Annotated in this window: 17 protein-coding genes; 7 read left to right on the forward strand and 10 right to left on the reverse strand. The window is 54.2% G+C overall.

The annotated features are described in order from the left end of the window. Positions 1–3: 3 nt before the first annotated feature. From M8006_RS12345 to uraH, 6 genes are all read right to left on the reverse strand, one after another. Entirely contained in the window at positions 4–780 is a 777-nt protein-coding gene (locus M8006_RS12345) for an IclR family transcriptional regulator (protein ID WP_250082624.1), read from the reverse strand. Between the two features lie 78 nt (positions 781–858). Beyond that, positions 859–1,782, reverse strand: a complete 924-nt coding sequence (puuE, locus tag M8006_RS12350) for an allantoinase PuuE (RefSeq protein ID WP_250082625.1) — start codon at positions 1,780–1,782, stop codon at positions 859–861. Positions 1,783–1,906: 124 nt separating this feature from the next. After that, positions 1,907–2,578, reverse strand: coding sequence for an aspartate/glutamate racemase family protein (locus tag M8006_RS12355; RefSeq protein WP_250082627.1), 672 nt, complete (start codon positions 2,576–2,578; stop codon positions 1,907–1,909). Continuing rightward, the gene (locus M8006_RS12360) at positions 2,578–3,327 is read right to left on the reverse strand and encodes a GntR family transcriptional regulator (protein ID WP_430886827.1); all 750 of its coding nucleotides are present in this window, start codon (positions 3,325–3,327) and stop codon (positions 2,578–2,580) included. The genes M8006_RS12355 and M8006_RS12360 overlap by 1 nt, the downstream gene beginning before the upstream one ends. A 168-nt stretch (positions 3,328–3,495) precedes the next feature. Beyond that, positions 3,496–4,704, reverse strand: a complete 1,209-nt coding sequence (locus M8006_RS12365) for a urate hydroxylase PuuD (protein WP_250082629.1) — start codon at positions 4,702–4,704, stop codon at positions 3,496–3,498. Between the two features lie 77 nt (positions 4,705–4,781). Beyond that, complete coding sequence (gene uraH, locus M8006_RS12370) at positions 4,782–5,135, reverse strand: hydroxyisourate hydrolase (protein ID WP_250082659.1); 354 nt, start codon at positions 5,133–5,135, stop codon at positions 4,782–4,784. Between the two features lie 485 nt (positions 5,136–5,620). Here uraH and M8006_RS12375 point away from each other — a divergent pair, with 485 nt between their 5' ends. The 3 genes from M8006_RS12375 (at position 5,621) to M8006_RS12385 (ending at position 8,851) form a co-directional block, all read left to right on the forward strand. Further along, the gene (locus M8006_RS12375; RefSeq protein WP_250082632.1) at positions 5,621–7,078 is read left to right on the forward strand and encodes a uracil-xanthine permease family protein; all 1,458 of its coding nucleotides are present in this window, start codon (positions 5,621–5,623) and stop codon (positions 7,076–7,078) included. A 134-nt stretch (positions 7,079–7,212) separates the two neighbouring features. Next, positions 7,213–7,659: a Tar ligand binding domain-containing protein gene (locus M8006_RS12380; RefSeq protein WP_250082633.1), complete on the forward strand. Its 447-nt coding sequence runs from the start codon at positions 7,213–7,215 to the stop codon at positions 7,657–7,659. Continuing rightward, positions 7,616–8,851: a methyl-accepting chemotaxis protein gene (locus tag M8006_RS12385; RefSeq protein ID WP_250082635.1), complete on the forward strand. Its 1,236-nt coding sequence runs from the start codon at positions 7,616–7,618 to the stop codon at positions 8,849–8,851. Before M8006_RS12380 ends, M8006_RS12385 begins: the two co-directional genes overlap by 44 nt. 21 nt (positions 8,852–8,872) lie before the next feature. On the opposite strand, the gene M8006_RS12390 is transcribed toward M8006_RS12385, so the two are convergent. Further along, a complete protein-coding gene (locus M8006_RS12390) occupies positions 8,873–11,047 on the reverse strand; it encodes a two-component system response regulator (protein ID WP_250082637.1) in 2,175 nt (724 codons plus the stop codon). Between the two features lie 267 nt (positions 11,048–11,314). On the opposite strand from M8006_RS12390, the gene M8006_RS12395 reads away from it, so the two are divergent. Beyond that, positions 11,315–13,294 carry a sensor histidine kinase gene (locus tag M8006_RS12395; protein ID WP_250082639.1) on the forward strand — a complete coding sequence of 660 codons (1,980 nt, stop codon included), beginning with the start codon at positions 11,315–11,317 and terminating at the stop codon, positions 13,292–13,294. A 60-nt stretch (positions 13,295–13,354) separates the two neighbouring features. On the opposite strand, the gene M8006_RS12400 is transcribed toward M8006_RS12395, so the two are convergent. Genes M8006_RS12400 through fhuB form a run of 3 tightly spaced genes read right to left on the reverse strand, consistent with a single transcriptional unit; the run spans position 13,355 to position 17,829 of the window. Then, positions 13,355–15,016: a multidrug ABC transporter permease/ATP-binding protein gene (locus M8006_RS12400; RefSeq protein WP_250082641.1), complete on the reverse strand. Its 1,662-nt coding sequence runs from the start codon at positions 15,014–15,016 to the stop codon at positions 13,355–13,357. 27 nt (positions 15,017–15,043) lie between these two features. Next, positions 15,044–15,793, reverse strand: coding sequence for a siderophore-iron reductase FhuF (gene fhuF, locus M8006_RS12405; RefSeq protein WP_250082643.1), 750 nt, complete (start codon positions 15,791–15,793; stop codon positions 15,044–15,046). 35 nt (positions 15,794–15,828) lie between these two features. Beyond that, a complete protein-coding gene (gene fhuB, locus M8006_RS12410; protein ID WP_250082645.1) occupies positions 15,829–17,829 on the reverse strand; it encodes a Fe(3+)-hydroxamate ABC transporter permease FhuB in 2,001 nt (666 codons plus the stop codon). Positions 17,830–18,014: 185 nt separating this feature from the next. Here fhuB and M8006_RS12415 point away from each other — a divergent pair, with 185 nt between their 5' ends. From M8006_RS12415 to M8006_RS12425, 3 genes are all read left to right on the forward strand, one after another. Continuing rightward, on the forward strand, positions 18,015–18,971 hold the full coding sequence (locus M8006_RS12415; RefSeq protein ID WP_250082647.1) for a siderophore-interacting protein: 957 nt from the start codon (positions 18,015–18,017) through the stop codon (positions 18,969–18,971). Then, the gene (locus tag M8006_RS12420) at positions 18,964–19,575 is read left to right on the forward strand and encodes a cytochrome b (RefSeq protein WP_250082649.1); all 612 of its coding nucleotides are present in this window, start codon (positions 18,964–18,966) and stop codon (positions 19,573–19,575) included. The genes M8006_RS12415 and M8006_RS12420 overlap by 8 nt, the downstream gene beginning before the upstream one ends. Positions 19,576–19,749: 174 nt before the next feature. Continuing rightward, a partial coding sequence (locus tag M8006_RS12425) for an ATP-binding protein (protein ID WP_250082651.1) occupies positions 19,750–20,417 on the forward strand: 668 nt, incomplete at its 3' end.

Raw genomic sequence — 20,417 nt, forward strand, 5'->3', positions numbered from 1 at the left:
GGCTTACCCATGACCCAACATGGCCGAGATACTCGCCGCCGCTTCAGCCACATGGCACTGCAACCGATTGTGTGCCGCTGGGGGAACCTCGTGCACGGGCACCATGATACTGACGACGCCTTCCATGGCACCGTCGTAGTTATAGAGGGGGTAGACGATCGACGAGATACCGAAATGGAAATAGGAATCCGCAATGACATAGCCACGGCAGCGGTCTTCCTGCACGAGTTCCCAGAGAATTTCACGGTTGGCGGGCGTGCCCGGTTCTTTATCCAGAAGTTCGCCTGCGGGGTAGAGCGTCTCGAATTCTTCGCGAGACAGGTCGGTAAGCAACATTCGCCCCAACGACGTTCGGTGCAACGGCAACCGGGTGCCCACGCTAACGCGGCGAATGGTGGCATTCGTCGCTCCTACCCGCGCGACATAGACCGCGTCACGGCCATCGCGAATCGCGATATGGCTTGAGCAGCCGGTTTGCTCGCACAATGACTCGATCACCGGCTGCCCCACCTGAACCACATCCAAAGAGGCGACATATTCAAAGCCTAGCCGCAACACATTGACGCCCAGCGAATACAACCCCGTCACGGGATGATGACGGAGAAACCCCATATGCTCCAAGGTCTGGACCGCCCGATAAGAGGTAGACTGGGGAAAGCCAACTCGCTTGACGATTTCCCCAAAACTCATCTCACGGTGATGACGGTTTAGTTCCATTAAGATCATCAGCCCTCGCTCAAGTGCGGGGATTAGATGTTTTTTTTCACCCTTGTCACTCATGGCTCGTTCACTCGCTTCATGGCTTTCGCTCTCGGGGCGAACAGAAAAAGACAAAGACCGCACTAGAAACGCATTACCTCAGAGAGCAGGATGGTGTTCGACCCAGTGACGCGCGATGTCGACACGTCGCGTCACCCAAACACGCTCATGCGCTTCGATGTAATCGAGAAAACGCTGAAGCGCACGGAAGCGACCTGGGCGGCCGATCAATCGGCAATGCAAGCCGATAGAAAGGATTTTTGGGGTTTCTTCCCCTTCTGCGTACAAGACGTCGAAAGCGTCGCGCAGATAACTAAAGAAATGATCGGCGGTATTAAACCCCTGCGGCGAGGCAAAGCGCATGTCGTTGGTATCCAGCGTATAAGGCACTACCAGATGGGAGTGCGTTTGACCCTGACTGTCCTGGTCCCGCGTCCAGAACGGCAGGTCATCACCGTAATAATCGCTGTCATATAGAAAGCCGCCTTGGTCGAGCACCAGGCGACGCGTATTGGGGCTATCGCGGCCGGTATACCAGCCCAGCGGCTTCTCGCCATAAAGGTTCTGGAACACCTCGATGGCACGCTGCATGTGCTGGCGCTCTACGGCTTCCGGCACTTCCTGGTAGTTGATCCAGCGATAGCCGTGACAAGCGACCTCGTGACCCAGCGCTTTAAAGGCATGAGCCACTTCAGGGTTACGCTCCAGAGCCATGGCAACGCCAAAAATAGTCAGCGGCAAGCCGCGCCGTTCGAACTCGCGCAACACACGCCACACCCCGGCCCGGGAGCCATACTCATAGATGGATTCCATACTCAGGTGGCGGTCAGGGAAAGCGGGCGCCCCCACTATTTCGGAAAGGAACTGCTCGGAACCGCTATCGCCGTGCAGCACTGAGTTCTCTCCGCCCTCTTCGTAATTCAACACGAATTGCACGGCGATTTTGGCCTTGCCAGGCCAGTTGGCATGAGGGGGAGTATGGCCATAACCAACCAGATCACGAGGGTAATCGGGCGAATGCATGATGTAAGGTCCTTGTTGTGAAACAGCATACCGATGTGGGACTGATGCTATTTACCGAATATTTTGTATACAACAAGAAGATAAACTGTACTCGGCAGATGCGCAAGTTAACCTGAAAAGATCGTTAACGTGGCAGCGATATCAATGCACTCGCCTGGGCCAACGCCGCATCAAGAGAGTCAAGAAGCTTAACAGATGATGGATACGACACCTCTTCACGTAGCCCGGTCAAGGCCGCACCTCCGATAATGATGGCGTCCGGCGCTAATCGTTCACATTGTGCATCGACGACTTTCTGGAGCCTTTCTCTTGCCTGCGCTCGCTGCTCGGGCAGGAGTAAATCGTCTATCACCATCGCATCTATTCCGATGCAGTATCGGCCCACCCCCAGCCTATTGAGAACGTCTTCGATCATTCGTGGCCAACGCTTGCCCAGGGTAATGATAGAAAAGCGCTGCCCCAGCTGTATCGCCGTGAGCAAGGAAGCTTCTAACATACCGACCACCGGGACCGGACTGAACTCACGCACGGCCGCCATCCCCGGTTCCCCAAAGCAAGCCAGCAGAATCGCATCCGGCGACGTAGAAGAGCGCTGTAGGCAATGTTCGGCCATGCCGAGCACTGCAGCGGCCGCGGTTGCACAGTCTCGCTCGGAGCCGATATAAGCGACGCTCTCGGTTGCCGTCATTGTCGATACGTTAACGGCGCTCCCCATGAACTGCCGAGTGCGATGCGCCATGGCATCCGTCATGGCCAGGTTGGTATTGCCATTCAATAACACTAAGTGCTTTTTCATCAGGATGTCATGCCGAATATCTGGTGAAGATCGGGCGCTGCCGCTTCTTCTTCAACAATAGAAAGCGAAGCCTCGATCTCCTGAAGATGATGATTCATAAACGCTTTGGCTTTTTCGCCGTCGCCTTCAGCGAGATAGTCGATCAAGTCGTCATGATCATGCGATTCACAGCCCAGATGTCCGGCGCTTCCATAAACCGCAAGAATCAGTGAAGAACGCGAACAAAGCTGACCGACGAACGCGGCCAACGTCGCATTACCGGAGAGTTGCGCCAGCCGCTCATGGAATGCTGCGGACAGTTTGATCGCCGTGCTTTGCTCACCGGTTTTGAGCGCCTCACGCTCGCGCTTGGCCATCTCACGCAATTCATCCACGTCCTGATCGGTGATATGCCGTGCCACCTCCGGCATCAGGCCGCATTCCACCATTTGACGAGCAGCGAAAACATCACGAGCTTCTTTAGCCGTAGGACGTGTGACACTGGCACCGCGTCGAGGGGTAATCGTGACCAGCTGCTCCAGCGCCAAACGCTGAAGAATCTTACGTATCCCCGTCCGGCTAATATGAAACACTTCGGTCAGCGCATCCTCTCGCAACCTAGACCCCGGGTGTAATTGCTGCTTAATGATGGCATCGCTGATAGCGCGATAAATCACTTCGTGACGCTCTGAACCATCACCATTTTTGCCCAAACGCTTAGGGCGTGCGCTAGCTGTTGCCTTTTCTTCGAGGCTCATTTTTTGCTCCATGACAGATCTCCTTGTACGCTTTATATACCTCCTATTGTATACGGATTTTTGTGCCGCTTTCATTGCGCATCATATAAAGAAAAAAATCACCTTAGAAACACGTACAGCCCGCCAAAAAAGCGGGCTGTACGAGGCAACGGACTCAGATGACATCAACGTTTCACATGGCTATTCCTTCCAAGCTTGAATCACTGCACGCTCTCTCTCTGTCATATTCGTCATATTACCAAGCGGCATGTAACCACTCTTGACGACTCGTTGGATTTTGTCCTTCTGAAGGAGAATCTGATCAATATTATCGTAGGCCAAGCCAGCCGGTGGCGCCGAAAAACCGGGTTGTGTGGGTGTCTGTGAGTGGCATGCAACACAGTGCTTATTCATCAATGTCTTTATTTCAGTGATTTTCGGCCCATTTCCCGCTGTCTGTTCGCCTGTGGGCGCCGAGCTGCTGGACGGCATCCCCACCCAGAACGCGATGAGAATTAACGCCACACCGACGACCGGATAGGCAGGCCGTATCTTTCCCTGGTGCATCAAGACGAAGTACTGACGAATCAAGGCGCCAGCGAAGATGAACAGCGTCATCAGTACCCAGGCATGTTCGTGGGAATAAGCGAAAGAGTAATGGTTGCTGATCATCAGCAACACGACCGGCAGGGTGAAGTAGGTATTATGCACCGAGCGCTGCTTGCCCCGCTTGCCGTCAAGCGGATTAGGCGTTTCCCCCGCCTTCATGGCTTTTACCATGCGACGCTGGCCCGGAATGATCCAGAAAAATACGTTAGCCGACATGGCGGTCGCCATCACGGCGCCGGTCAACAAGAAGGCAGCGCGGCCGGAGAACAGTTGAGTGCTCAGATAGGCCACTACCACCATCATGATCGCCACACCGATACTTAAGAGGCCATCACGTTCCATGTTGGGGCTGATACGCTTGCACATCTCGTTGTAAACGACCCATCCCAACAGCAGGAACACCAGCGCAAGAATATTGGCTTGCCACCCCGTCATATTGGCAGCCCATTCCCAGTCGCTATTGGGGTTCACCAGATAGAAGCCTGGATTGACCATGTACAGGATAATGAACAGCGCGAAACCGGATAACCAAGTGGTATAAGCCTTCCAGAACGACCAGTGCAGATCGTTAGGCAGCTTGTCAGGCGCGGTGGCATACTTTTGATTGTGATAAAACCCCCCACCGTGAACCGCCCACATCTCGCCGAAGACGCCTTTTTCACGGTCTTCAGCGGCCTTGGGCGTTTTTAAGCCGTTATCCAACATAACAAAATAGATTGACTCGCCAATCCAGGCGATTGCCGCGATAACGTGCAGCCAGCGCAGCATGAAGTTGCCAAATTCAATGAAATAGGCCTGCATGAGGAAACCTCGCCTCGGGTGATTGTTGTTAGACGGCAGTGTTACGTGCGTTGTCTCTTTCGCTAGTCGGTCGGTCTTCAGCTACCGCGATACGTCGAGTAAGCGTAAGGCGACAACAATAGCGGTACATGGTAGTGCTGCGACGCATCATTGACGCCGAAACGTAGCGGGATAACACTTAGGAAGCGCGGCTCCTCTGCTTTTACTCCTTGGCGCGTCAAGTAATCGCCCGCATGAAATACCAGCTCGTATTCACCGACGACCAGATCGTCACCTTCCAGTATCGGGGCATCGCAACGACCGTCATCATTGGTCTCGACCGTCTTAAGAAGTTGGCGTCGTTCAGCATCCAAACGATAAACCTCGATTTTAATGCCTTCTCCAGGGCGGCCCTGAGCGGTATCCAGCACATGGGTGGTAAGGTGTCCCATCATTTTCTCCTGAGTTATCTAACCAAGCCACCATCGGCGGCGCATCATTGATGACGAAAAGTTGGGTATGCCATGTAGCACCCCTCCTTTACGTACTGACAACAGTTTTATATATTTAATCGACACATTTCAAAGTTTTTTTGTATACAAATTTATAAAGCAATCTTTGTATACCACTCTCCCACTCATAATGCCTATACGACGAAAGTCAAATCCATGTGATTCGCACCTACGAAAAAGCTCGTCATAACCCACACCACTAACTGTTACAACGTAAAAATAACCTGCTATAGCGTCTCAGGTGGTTATTTCAAAAGAGGAATATCTCATGACCCTTCATACAAGGGGATGATTTTCCAGGCAGAAAAAAGCCAAAGAAATACTGCAAAATCATTTATTTTCTACTACCGTTTTGTGTACAGTACGGATTTACAACATCAACAAAAAAACACACTTATTGAATACAAAAACAAGGAGAAACATCCATGAGCAAAACCTCATACGCTTCCGACCCACGAAAGCGAACACGTGAAAAGAATACCTCCCTCTTTGATTTCTATGGGAAACCACGATTCCTAAAGGTTCTTCCCCTCTCTCTTCAACACTTGCTAGCAATGATCGCTGGCGTTATCACCCCCCCGATTATCGTTGCTGGTGTGGTAGGCGCGAGCATAGAAGAAAAGCTTTTGCTCATTCAGATTGCGGTGCTCGCATCAGGGGTCTGCACGGTTTTCCACCTTTATGGGGTCTGGAAATTTGGTGCGCGCCTGCCTGCGATCTTTGGTGTTGGTTTTGCTTATGTCCCGACTTTAGTCGCAGTGGGCGCTCAGTACGGTATTGAAGGAATACTTGGCGCACAACTTATTGGCGGAATGGCAATGGTGGTAGTGGGCTACTTCATCCAGTACATCCGTCATCTTTTTCCGCCCGTTGTTGCCGGAACCGTCGTCTTGGTCATCGGTTTGTCACTTTACGATATTGCTATTCGCTACATGGCGGGTAGCGGCAACGTGGACGCACCCAATTTTGGCGACCCTCTCAACTGGATTGTTGCCATTATCACGCTACTCACCGTGTTGGTCGCAGCGCAGTTCGGTAAAGGGGTCATCAAACTTTCCGCGATTATTGTCGGCATCGTCGTGGGCTACCTGCTTTCGCTCGCCCTGGGAATGGTCAGCTTCGAAAATGTGACCAATGCCACCTGGATTGCCGTACCCGAGGTAATGCCTTTCGAAATGGAGTTTCATCCTGCGGCTATTGCATCGATGATCGTCATTTGCATCATCAACTCGGTACAAACCATTGGCGATTTGTCAGCCACAACAGTAGGCGGCATGAACCGTGAGCTTAAAACGAAAGAGTTAACGGGTGGCTTGTTAGGTAACGGCTTAACCACCACCGTGAGCTCATTCTTCGGTGCATTGCCAACATCAACATTCAGTCAAAATGTTGGCATTGTGGCAATGACCAAAGTTATCAGCCGTTACGTGTTGGCGCTGGCTGGCATCTTCATGATACTAGCCGGCCTTAGTCCAAAGTTCGGGGCTATCATGACAACCATTCCTTACCCAGTATTAGGCGGGGCAACGATTACCGTATTCGGTATGATCACCATGACCGGTATCCAGTTACTGGTTAAAGATGAGATGTCCGCACGCAATATGACCATCGTTGGCCTTGCCTTGGCGCTAAGCCTTGGCATCGCGTCGGTACCCGCCGCCATAGAACAATTCCCCGACATACTGAGAAACCTGATCGGCGGCGCCCCTATTGTGGTAGCTGCCATAACGGCATTCACACTTAATATCGTACTACCGAATAAGTCACTTTCAGACGAGGCTAAAGAGCGCGAAGCCATTGCCAAAGCAGATGAGGAAGCGGCCAAGGCGGAAAGCGATAAACTCAACCAGGTACAGCCCCAAGGTAATGGCACTTCTGATTGAGCCATTTGCCATGAACCTTGAGTTAACACCTATTACTGCACGAACCATCATGAAATAGAACTGCTGCATTTGCTGGCAGTTCTATTTTCCATTTCTGGCAGATGTTTATAGTGACCAAGATTGAGGAATACCTGATGCGCCTACTAGATAACCTAACGATGAGAATGAGCTGGACGCTGGTTCTGCTCTCTTTTTTAACCTTACTGCTCTTGCTCAGTGGCACGGGGCTTTATGCGGTAAACCACAGCCAGCAAAGTATCGAGCAGTTCACCAACGTCAACGTCAACCAGCAATCGACGCTCAATCGAACGAACTCTACGTTACAGGGTGCACGCCTTGGTATGGCACGTCTGTATGAAGAGTTGATTGAGCCTCAATCATCGCTGACCGATGCAGAAAGGCAGCAGCGCGCCGCCGAATTGCGAGACTCTCTGGAAAATGCCCGTCGTGCGTTCAACACGTTTCTCGCCCTTCCGGCAGATCCTACGCACCAGGCTATCATTGAGCCCATAGAGAAAAGCTTCAACAGCATGCTGGATGCCAACCTTGTGCCTCAAGGTCGACGCCCTTGCCCAAGGTAATGCCACGGCCTATCGCAGCCAGCGCAATGATGCTCACCGCTCTTATACCGAGTTTTATCAGAATGCCATTGGCTTTTTCCACACAGTCGAAGATGAAGGCAATGACCGGCTGGACGATTTTGCTTCAGTGGTCAGCATGGCCACTATTACCATCATTGCGGTTTTTATTATTGCGATCGTGGTCACTCTGATCGTTTATTGGGGGGTGGGGGCTAATTTGATACGTCCAATGCATCGGATTACCGAACACTTTCAGAGCATGGCCAAAGGCGATCTTTCCAGAGAAGTGGAAACTCGGGGCCGCAACGAAATAGGAATTCTCTTCGCCTCGCTACGTAATATGCAGCAAGGCCTGTTGGGTACCGTTTCAACGGTACGCGATAGCAGCGGAGAAGTCTTTGCCAGCGCTCGTGAAATTGCCAAAGGAAACCAGGACCTCGCCGCTCGTACTGAACGCCAGTCAGCCTCTCTGACCGAAACCGCTTCAAGCATCAAGGAAATGACCTCGACGATGGAGCGTAATAGCGAAAACGCCGATCAAGCGAGCCAGGTCGCCCGTGAAACCGCTCACAGTGCCCAACAAGGTGGAGATGTCGTCACCAATGTGGTCAGCCGCATGCACGAAATTCGCCAAAGCTCACAAAAGATCACCGACATTATCGGCTTGATTGACTCCATCGCTTTCCAAACCAATATCCTGGCACTCAATGCATCGGTAGAAGCGGCCCGTGCTGGCGAACATGGTCGAGGATTTGCCGTGGTCGCTAGTGAAGTGCGTCAGCTCGCCACGCGAAGTGCCGACGCCGCCACCGACATTCGACAGTTAATCGCCACCTCAGTGGAACAAGTTGAAGCGGGAACGCAACAAGCAGATTTGGCTGGTGAAACCATGTCAGAAATCATGGCTTCGGTGAAGCGGGTGACCACCTTAATGGAAGAAATCGCCGTAGCAACCCAGGAACAGCGTAGCGGCATCAATGAAATCAATACAGCCGTCAACGAAATGGAGCAAACGACACAGCAGAATGCTGCCATGGTGGAGCAAGCCAGTACCGCTGCCATCCAGCTACAGCATGAAGCAGAACGCCTCACCGATGTCGTAAGTCGTTTTAAGCTCGGCCAAGAGAAAGAAGAGAATGCACAAAAGCATCTTCCCGAGCAGCAATACAGTTTAGTACCATTAACCCAGTAAAAAAAGCGAGTCTTCTACCGATTAGGGCCCCAGCCATTCATCAAATCGCTGCTCATCGAGTGGCCGAGAAAAGAAATAGCCTTGTCCTTCTTGGCAACCTGCTTCTTGCAAGGCCACTCGTTGTTCTTCGGTTTCGATGCCTTCCGCAATGGTTCGCATCTGAAAATTACCGGCCAGTTCCATAATGGTTTGCGCCATGCTGAAGCGGGGTTGGTCGGCTGCATTGCCACTCACAAAGCTACGATCAATTTTAAGCCGGTCAATCGGCAAATTGCTTAAAATGCTGAGTGATGAGTAGCCAGTGCCAAAATCATCCAGCGCAATACTAACGCCATGCTTTCCCAATTGTTTCAGCTTTTGGCTAACGTCTATAACATCGTCTGCCGCCACTGATTCTGTTAGTTCAAGTTCGACATGATGTCCCTGCAACCCTTGCTCCTGAATGTTGCGCATCATGGATTCTACAAAATCGTCTTCTTTTAGCTGTACGAGTGAGACGTTGATAGCCACGCGAAAGGCGTCGTCCACCCGACCCACTAAGCCTGAACGCCACCGTAGGGCCGTGCGGGTTATCCAGTGACCTAGCGCCACCATCATGCCGGATTGCTCAGCGAGTGGGATAAATTGATCAGGCGGAATGAATTGACCGTCGCTCGTTTGCCAGCGTAACAAGCACTCTGCCCCGGTGGTGACGCCATCGTGCAAACGAATGAACGGCTGAAAGTGCAGCTTTAAATGCTCATCGGAGAATGCGGTTCTTAAACGACTTAACAGCTGCATGCGGTCACGCGCGGCATCGGCCAGCTCTGGGGCAAAAAAAACGGTTTTACCGCGATGAAAGTGCTTGGCTTGCTTTAACGCCACGCCGACATTTTTCAATATGTCGGTGGCCCCTAGCGGTTTCTGATCCAGAATGATCAAACCGCTGGTGGCAGAGATGCGTAACGGTTCGTTTCGATGCAATGCAAAGGGTTCGGCGAACACTGCTTCAATGCGCTCGGGAGTCAAATCGTCAACATGGCTCAACACACCAAATACATCCCCACTCACACGAGCCACAAAGCAGTTGTCACTCAGTTGCGATGTCAAGCGTTGGGCAACCGCCTGTAGAATTTCATCGCCAAATGCGTCATCGAGCACGCTGTTCATGTAGGAGAAATTGTCTAAATCCACCAACGCAACCGCTTTTGCCGTTTGGGCTGGTTGGCTGATTTGGTGCTCAATTTCAGCAAGAAAGCCATTTCGGTTGGGCAAGCCAACTAAGGGGTCTTGGTAAGCAAGCTGTTCAATGGAGCGGTACAGCTGAAGGTTCTCAAAGGCGACCGAAATATTGCTACAGAACACTTCCAGCAGGCGCCTATCTGAGGCAGTGATCGCACGTGGCCACTTAATAAAAGCAGCAAGTGCTTGGTTGTCGGTGCCAGGAAAATACAAGCATAAACCGTCATGCAATGCATGCTGCTTATTGTTCAGCACGCTGGTTAGTTGCTGGCGTACCTGTGTTTCGGGTACGGCTGCTAATGGCATTCCGATCCAATGAGAATAATACCCTTCAGCGGCCAAAATGTAAGCTGCGTTACCGAGCGGTTTAAGGTCGGCACAAATTAGGCAATCTCTATCAACTTTCAATAAAGCGCATAAGTGCGAGGCAATCCCCGAAGCGAATGCTTTGAGGTCGGAAAACCTACCCAACTCGGACGTTGCCGCCAGAACTTCCTCTAAGCCGTTGCGGTTAGCCTCGAGTTGCTTGATTTGCGAATACGAGCGAATGGCAATGGCGATACTGGTGAGTAACCGAACGCGGGTCAATTCAGATTTGGTCTTGTAGTCGTTAATGTCATACAGGCGGATGGTGTCACTTTCCGGGGCGTACCCGGGCTGTCCGGTGCGTAAGATCAAGCGAATACGGTGGTTGTTCAATTTGTCTCGTATGTCTTGTACGAGGTCTAAACCTGAATTGTCACTTTCCATCACCACGTCAACCAGGGCAACGGAAAAATCTTTGTCTTGTTTTAGTAGGTCTAACCCTTCTGCGGCAGAATAAGCATCCGCGAAGGCAAGAGGGCAGCCATCTACCGACAATCCTTTGAGTGCAAGCTTGGTTGTCGAATGAACGTCGGGATCATCATCAACAATCAGTATCTTCCATGGCACGGATGCAGAGCTTGCTGTTTTCTCAACGTCGTCAGCAAACACCATCGGGTCATCGCTGCCATTTACCATACTCCATGCCCCTTTCAAACATATTGTAAGCGTCGCTGAGTCGAAATAATGTATGGGTTAAGGTGCATCATCGTGTTCATTCCTCGAAAAAGCAAAAAAAACCTTCAACGATACTGGCACCAGCAGCGGCGCTACCTAAGAATAAAATAGGAACGGTTTTTTTCAAGCAAGCGCCTGCAGTTCGTCCTGCGTTCAATCGAGCGGAGGCTTCTCATGGAAGCAGCAACAGGGTTACTAAGTATGACGAAACCAATATTGATGATTCGTCAGCAAATCAATCTTGGATTTGCTTGTGTTCTGATAATGGCACTTTTGGTCATTATTGTCGTGGTTGAATTCAAGGTGAAACCCGACCTGATTGAACAACAACAGCGACAGGTCGCCTTAAATCAAGATGGGTTTTCGGACCTACTCAGTGCCAACCTTGGTCAAATAGAACTCCTTGCCAGCACATTGGCGCTTGCGACCACAAAGTTGCCAAAAGATGAGGCACTGTTCAAACAGCTGTTTCCGTCAATTATCGATAATCACGGCGACCCCGCAATAGCCGGTGGCGGTATTTGGCCCGAGCCGGGTGTTTTCACCGAAGGGGTACAACGACGGAGTTTTTTCTGGGGCCGCTCAAACGGTGAGGTGTCGTATGTTGATGACTATAACCTTTCCAGTGGTTCCGGTTATCACAATGAACCGTGGTATCAGTTGGGGCGCGACGCGCCGACCGATCGCTGCAGCTGGTCAGAAGCCTATATTGATCCTTTCACAGACACGCCCATGGTCACGTGCACCATTCCTTTCCATGAAAACGACCGCTTTGCTGGGGTTGCAACGGTCGACATGTGGCTTGGTGGTATTACCGACATATTGGCGCAGCACGGCTCAGAAAATGGCGGCTATGCCTTCGCCATGGATTCAACCGGGCAAATGATCAGTTTCCCTGAATCGGCTGTTCAGCTTGAGAAAGCAGACCATTCTCTTATTTCCGCAGAGGCACTTGGCCAGAAATTGCCCTGGCTTAGCGACGCGTTGACCAGAGCCATCAACTTGCAAGGAACGGCAATGATTGAGCTGCCGGAAGACGCTATTTTGGGTGAAGCCGCCTACGTTGATTTGATTAAACACGTCCAAACCGGCTGGACAATCGGGCTAGTGGTGCCCAAGGGCCGCATGACGGCTGCCGCGGAAAGCATGGGGCTTTTTTTGATGCTAGCCGTTGGTGTTTTGCTGATGGTGGTGGGTATTGTGGCCGCGATTCTCTTCCGCAACTTGCTGCACAAGATTCAGCAGACCACCCAGCAGATCCAAGAATTAACCGACGGGGGGACGGCTCAGGCACTTGAGACCGGTGCCATGAACGAGATTGGCGCACTGCGCCGAGCGGTCAACGCTTATGGCGATAAACTGAAATCCCTGCTCAGGCACCTGGAAGACGTAAAAGATGAGCTGGTGCAAAGTGAAAAACTGGCCTCGCTGGGGGCGTTGGTCTCTGGCGTGGCCCATGAGTTAAACACGCCTATCGGCAATGCGCTGATGTCGTCGACAGCAATCCGGGATGCTAACCGTGCTTTTGCTGAGAAGCTGGCTCAACAAGTAACGCGCCGTGAGCTAGATGACTTTATTGCGGATGTCGACGAGGGCGCTCAGATTGTTGAGCGAAACATGACGCGCGCCGCCGAGTTGATTGGTGCGTTTAAACAACTGGCGGTTGATCAAGCAAGCTCTCACAGGCGCGAATTCAATCTTTATGAGCTGGTAAAAGAGGTCAACCTTTCCATGCGGCCAACGTTGCAGCGGAGCCCGTACCGTCTGGAAGTCGATGTGCCGCAAACGCTGTACCTCGACAGCTATCCTGGGAAGCTGTCTCAGGTGCTGATAAATTTAATCAACAATGCCGTTGTTCATGCGTTCGCCGGGCGCGAAGAAGGCTGCATTCGCATTGTTGCCAAAGAAAAATCACAGGGCTGGGTGTCGTTGAGTGTGAGTGATAACGGTTGTGGCATACCGGTTGAGTCGCGCAAGCGGATCTTCGATCCATTTTATACCACTCGGCTGGGCCAGGGAGGTTCCGGGCTTGGCTTGCATATTACCTTCAACTTGGTGACTGGCGTTCTGGGTGGTCGTATTGATGTCAGCAGCACCGAAGGTGAGGGAAGCTGCTTTACTATCACTGTGCCAGTCAGTGGACCGGAGATGACTGAATCGACGATGCGATCAGCATCATGATAGCCGTAATCGCCACCCAACTGACACTGAAAAGTACGCTGCTTGGGTGATCGGGTCACCTTATGTCGTACTCACCCGGGCCACCGCGTCGCGGCTGGCGGCTTCACGCTGTTCGCCGGTGAGCTCGACCAACTGCCCTTGGCGCATTTCCAACAGGCGGTCGGCCTGGTCGAAATAATGGTCGTCGTGACTGATGACCACCAGTGTCTTACCCAATGCCCTAAGCTGTGGCAATAGCTCACGGTAAAAGACCCGGCGGAACTGGGGGTCCTGGTCGGCGGCCCACTCATCAAGCAGCAGTAGGTCGCGCTGTTCAGCCACCGCCAGCAGCATCGCCAGGCGCTTGCGCTGGCCCTGAGAGAGGTTGGCGTTGGTGATGCGATCGCCGTCGAAATCGAGCTTACTGTGCATACCCAGTGCGGCCAGCCACTCCTCCATCAACGCGGGATCCGGTGACTCGCCCGCGGGGCCCATCAAACGATCAAACAGGTGCAGGTCGGTGTAAATGGCCGAGACGTGTTGGCGATAGCGTGTCCAGTCCTCTTCCTGTAATGGCCTGCCATCGACCCGCACACAGCCGCTTTGGGGCTGGTAAAGCCCGGTCAAAAGTCTCGCCAGGGTCGATTTGCCGCTACCGTTACCCCCGATCAGAAATACGACCTCGCCTTGGTTTAACGTCAGATCAATAGGGCCGATGGCAAAGCCCGGCCGCGCCTCTTCCGCAGGGTATCGATAGGTAACCTGATCCAGCACCAGCGTTTGCCATTCATGGCGATAGGAGGAATGCCCAAACGATTCTTGGTGTTCGGCCAGATCGAGCGCGCTGATTTTTTCGAATGCCACCTGGGCATTGATCAAGGGCGGAAAAGCGCCAATAGCCTGAATCAGCGGCGCGCGTAGAAATAGCAGCGTGAGCGAGAAGGTAGTCGCCACCTGAGGCGATGCCCAACCCAGGCCGTTGGCCAGGAAGAACACCACGCCGATGGCGCCCAACATCATGATATTGAACCAGTTCACCGCACTAAGGTGGTAGGTGTCGCCACGAATGATATGGTGTCGATACACTTCAGCGTTAGGGGTGTAAACGTCGCGATATAGCCACTCGGCACGGTCGCGATTAAGCGCCAGTTCTTTGCGCCCCTCGATCACCGACTGGTAATCCGCGTAAAGACGGTCTTCAGAATCGCGCAGTTTGGCCATGTGCCGATAAACTTTCGCCACCAGGCGCATCCCCACCATGATCGTGAATATCACCCAGAGTGCGGTCACGGCCAGCATGGCAGGCGCGAGCCAAGCCAAATAAAGGGTAACGCCCACCGTCAACACCCCGCCCTGCACCAGCTCGGGCAAGCGCACAAAAGCCACGGTGATATAACGCACATCGCTGGATAAGCTGGCCAACAAGCGCGCGCTGCCGATCTGCTCAATACGCTCGATATTGGTATCCAGAATGCGCTTGATCAACTGCCCGCGCAGCCGGTAGACGAAATGGTGCCCCAGCGTGGTCAGCGCCAGCTGTGATGCCAACGTAATGATCAATAGTAGCGCCACTAGCCCCAAGAATTCTGGCAGGATGCGCCACGGGTCGGTAAAGGTGCCCAGCAGCCGCTGATTGATAAAGGCGATAACACCGATACCCAAGCCAGCGCTTGTCAGACTAAGCAGCACCACTGCGATAAAAGACCAGCGATAATCACGCCAGACGATTTTCAACAGCTCCATGAACAAGGCTCCTTGGCGGTTCGAAGGTTAGCGCCGACGCTTGGCCGGTTTATTTTCAGGTTTCAGCGGGCAACCGCCACACAGTGGCTCACCGGGCAGTCGGTATTTAATACAGCACAGCCGCCGCACCCGTGCGGGTGTTTCCCCACCTAACTCCAGATAGCGCACCGGCTGATAAAGCGGATTGCGGCGACCATCGGGGAGCGTCTTGGTATCGAGATAATCCAGCAGCGGGTCACCCGCGCCGCTGAATTCCGGGTGCCGCGAGCAGGTCTTCCCCACGAACTCCACATAGGCGCCAAGGTTGCTCCAAAACACTTTGGTAGAAAGCCCAGAGACCGCTGAAAGCGCCTCAATAAGTGGCGCACAGTGGTCGTCAAACAGCATGCTAAAGCGTGCCTGAGGTGCTTGAGAGGACAGCGGTACACCACCATGTGGCAACCAGATACGCCCGGTCTGACCTTTATCGCCCAGCGCCAGCCGAAGTTCCTTTATGCCCACCGGCAACGCGTAACCGAGGAGCAGGTTGGCCACCAGTGTCGGGATCGAGACACTGCTGAAATGAAATTTCGACCATATAGAGGCAACGGCTTTGAGATCCGCATTGTCACCGTGGCTGAGGCCGTAGCGCGCCAGTTGCTCACTTAAGAAGCCTCGATCCAGCAACGCAGCGGCTGCCAGCGTTGGTTCATCAGGCTGACCAAACGCTGGGGCTTTCAGGTTATCCAGCGGCGGCTGGCGGTACAGCGCCAACAGCGACTCCGCAGGATCCAGCATTGCTGAAAGCTCACTCGGTTTGATCGCCACATGACTCATAGCCGCCGCAGCCCCCACATAAAGTAAGCGCCGCCAATCAGGGAGGCGACCAAGCCGGCCGGTATCTCATAAGGGAAAATAATCTGTCGGCCGACCCAATCCGCCAGCACCATCAGCAGCATGCCGATCAACGCCGCGCCCAGCAGATGCTGACCTGCCCGGGAGAAGCCGACCAAGCGCGCCATATGCGGCGCTAACAAGCCGATAAATGACAGCGGCCCGACGACTAGTGTGGCGCAGGCGGTAAGCAGCGCCACCAACAATAGCAGCGCCAAACGGGCACGATTGAGGGTTACTCCAAGTGCTTTGGCCGTCGGCGCGCCTAACGGCAAGATATCCAGCCAGCGGGTAAACGGCAGCGTGACCAGCGCCAGCACGGCGGCGATACCCCCGACCACGACGGCATTGGTAATATCCACGTAGTAGGTAGAACCCGCCAGCCAGGCGATCACCTGCTGGCCGCGCGGGTCACCGCCTGCCAGCATCACGCTGCGCACCGCATCAAACAGCGCACTGACGGCCACCCCGGTGAGTAGCAAACGCTCGGGGAGATAACCGCTCTTGCGGTTGATACCCACCAACACCACCAGTGTCGCGAAAGCCCCTAGGGTACCGACGCCAATCAGCATCATATTGGTGGGTGCTGGCAACAGGAAAATACCCAAAATCAGCGCAATGGCACAACCACCGCTGATGCCCAACACTTCGGGGCTGGCCATGGGGTTGGCGGAAAGGCGCTGGAGAATCGTCCCGGCAATCGCCAGCATCAACCCACTGGCAGCGGCCGCCATCACTCGCGGCATGCGCCATTGCATCACGTTCCAATTATCCGGCGATAGCAAGTACCAGCCATCAACACCCTGCCCCACTAGCAAGCCAAGCAATGTGGTGCCCAATAGCGCGAGAATTAAACCCGTCGCCAAACGCGAAGGCGCCGGATGGCGATGAGAAAAAACACCCGCCCCTTTAGGCGGCTGGTCGCCCTGGAGTTTCAGGCGCGGAATCAGCCACATTAACAGCGGCGCCCCCAGGGCACCGGTAATCGCCCCGGTCGGTATAAAGGCCGCCACCATGCCACCGAAATGCTGCAACAGCAGATCCGTGGTGGTCAGCAGCACGGCTCCGAGCAGCGCCGACCAAAGCAACCGTGGACCTAAGCGGCGCGCACCGGCCATGCGCACAATGTTGGGCGCGGCCAAGCCGATAAAGCCGATAATGCCCACCACGCTGACGATGCTACCGGTAATAAACACCGCCAACCCCATGCCCGCAAAACGTAAATAGGCAAGCGATACGCCCAGGCTCTTGGCGCTGGCGTCATCCAGCTCCAGCACTGCCAGAGGGCGCAGCAGGAACCAGGCAGCAACACAGCTAATCACCAGCCGTGGCCATAGGATCGCGACGCCATCCCAACCATTTTGCGCTAGCGAACCAGCGCCCCAAATCAACAGTCCCGAGAGCGCCTCATGGTTAAACAACAGCAGCGCGGTGGAGAGCGCTCCCAGGTACAAATTGACGACCAGGCCTGACAGCACCACCACAATAGGCGCCAAACCGCGCCGCCAGGAGAGCAAAAACACTAAGCCAACTGCCAGCGCCCCCCCCACCAAGGCGACCCACTCGCGTCCGGCGACAAGCAGCCCCGGCGCAAACAAGGTGGCGATCATCAACGCCAAATTAGCGCCCGATGCCACTCCCAGGGTGGTGGGCGACGCCAAGGGGTTGCGCAGCACCTGCTGCATCAGCACGCCTGCCAGCCCCAAGCCGCCCCCGGCCAGCAGCGCGATCGAGAGACGCGGCCACCAAGCATAGTGCAGCAGCAACTCGTCAACGTTCTCAAAGGAAGGTGTCACTAACGCCTTCAGGCCCAGCGCAAAACCGCCCTGTCCCTGCAGGCCCAGCCAAAACAGCACCACCATCGGCAGGCTCAGCAAAAGGCAGGCTTTGGCGGGCGACATCCCCCCAATTCGTTGGGTAAATTGCGTAGCGCCTAGCATAGTGGGCACCCTTTTGTGATGACCGAACAGTTCGCCAAAAGAGATGTAATAGGCAGCAGCATCATTGTCTAAGCCTTAATAGTTCTGGAGGTTAATGATTAAATTATTGACAACGATTCTAAATGATAATAATTAACACTACAATTGACTCTTCGATAGATACATAAGTTAAAGGAGATACCTCCATGGCAGCCAAACCGAGCTACCAACTGTTCGATATCACCCTGGCGAGGCGCACCCAGGTCAGCGCCTCACTCGTCAGGTTCACCTTTACCGGCCCAGACGTCGGCCAAATGGCGACCTACGCCCCGGATCAGCGCGTCAAGCTGTTCTTTCCCGAAGGCGGTGGCAGTCTCGACCCGCTGTTCGAGATCGCCAAGCTGGAAGCGCACAACTGGTCGAGTGCCTATCGTGCCCTGCCGGATGCCAAGCGCCCCTCTGCGCGTACCTACACCATCCGCGCCTTACGCCCGGAGCAGTCTGAGGTGGACGTTGAATTTGTACTCCACGGCGACAACGGCCCCGCCTCGCGCTGGGCAATGCACGCCTGCCCCGGCGACCGCCTCGCTATGACAGCCCCCGTCGCCAATGCGGAAGGCCCAAAACTGGGCTATGAATGGAAGCCACCCCAGAACGTGCGCCGGATCCTGATCATCGCCGATGAAACCGCCCTCCCCGCCGCCGCCGGTATTCTGGAGACCCTCGATAATCTGCCTCTCAAGCCCAGGGTCGAAGCACTGTTTGAAGTGCCCCGCAGCGACGATGTTCAGCCGCTGCCCCAGGCCGCCAAGCTGCGCTGGCTGGCCCGCGATGCCGAACCCGGCTGCCAACACGGTGAGCTGCTGTTGAGAGCACTGCGCGATACCGATTTGCAACAAGAAATTGTCGCGCTCGGAGGCACTCCTCCGAGCGCAACCAATGTCGGCGAGGATAGAAGCCGCCAAGATGAACTAAACCGGGATGAAAATGGCCCGCTCTGGGAGCCCGCCACCCTGGACGACAGTGCACCCTTCTACGCCTGGATCGCCGCTGAAACCAAGGTCGCCATGAAGCTGCGGCGCTACTTAATCAACGAGTGCGGGCTACCCAAGCAGTACGTCACCAGCATGGGCTACTGGCGTCTGGGCAAGGCCAATGGTTAAAGGAGCGGCAAACAGCACGGCCTTAAACAGCGATCACACCAGCACGCCAGCTCAAACGCCTATTGGCTGGCGAGACAGCCCCAGCCACTACGGACGCATAAGTCGCGCGCTGCACTGGCTGACCGCCGCGCTGGTCACACTGCAGTTTACTGTGTTGCTGGCTTGGGGAGGAATGGGCGAAAACGCTATCACGCTGTTTTTGGCGGGCATCGGGCCTCATGGGTCATTGGGCTTTATGCTCCTGATAATGACCCTGGCGCGCCTTGGTTGGGCATGTGTCAACCGCAAGCAGCGTCCTCCGCAGCTTGGCCACATGGCGCGCCTGGTGCATATCACTTTTTATGCGCTGCTGTTGTGGCTACCTGCTTTTGCTATTTTACGCCAGTATGGCCGCGGCGGCGCGCTGCGCTTTTATGGTATGGAGCTACTGCCCGAAGCAGACCGCAACATCACCTGGATGATCGCACCCGCCGATCTTCTTCACGGCCCACTCTCGTGGCTGCTATGTGGGTTAGTCATCGGCCATATAGCAATGGCGCTGATTCACCGCTTTTGGATCAAGGACAAGGTGTTGGCGCGGATGGTGGGAGGAAGTGGCCGGTGAAGGCCTAGAAGTTAATAGACGAAGGCGCCTACACTGATAAGGAATGAGCCCAGCGCCAGATTGTCGCGTTTGAGGTGGAGACCCTGGCTTAGAAGCAGCCTTTTCAGCACAACGCCTATCGGTGGGCATGCTAGACTGCTGTTCGTATCGCTGTTTTTGTTCTGGAGGCCAGCCGTGCCGGATACCCACCGCCGTAAGCTCCCCATCGGGATTCAGACGTTCTCAGATATCCGCGAGGGCGACTATTACTACGTCGATAAAACCCCGCATATTGAACGCCTGATTAACCAGAACAAATACTACTTCCTCTCGCGGCCACGCCGCTTCGGCAAAAGCCTGTTGCTGGACACCCTGCGCTGCCTGTTTGAAGGTCGCCAAGCGCTGTTTGAAGGGCTCTATATTCATGATAGGTGGGACTGGCAGCAGCGCTACCCAGTGATTCGTATTAGCTTTGCCGATGGCGTGATGCAGAGCCGTGAAGGGCTGGACGAGCGTATTCGTGAGCAGTTAAGGGTTCAACGCGAGCAGCTCGGCATTACTCAGCACCATAAAACCGATATACCGGGTGAATTTTCCGCCCTGATCCGCGCCGCCCACCAGCAGAGCGGCCAGCGGGTGGTTGTGCTGATCGATGAGTACGACAAACCGATTCTGGATAATATCCTGGTGCCCGAGCGTGCCCGGGAACTGCGCGAGGGTTTAAAGAACCTTTACAGCGTTATTAAGGACGCCGACCCCCACTTGCACTTTGTGCTGCTGACCGGCGTGTCCAAATTCAGTAAGGTCAGCCTGTTTTCGGGACTGAATAATCTGCGTGATATTACCCTGTCGCCCGACTATGC

It is taken from the genome of Halomonas llamarensis, assembly GCF_023555005.1.
GTDB classification, from domain to species: Bacteria; Pseudomonadota; Gammaproteobacteria; order Pseudomonadales; family Halomonadaceae; genus Vreelandella; species Vreelandella llamarensis.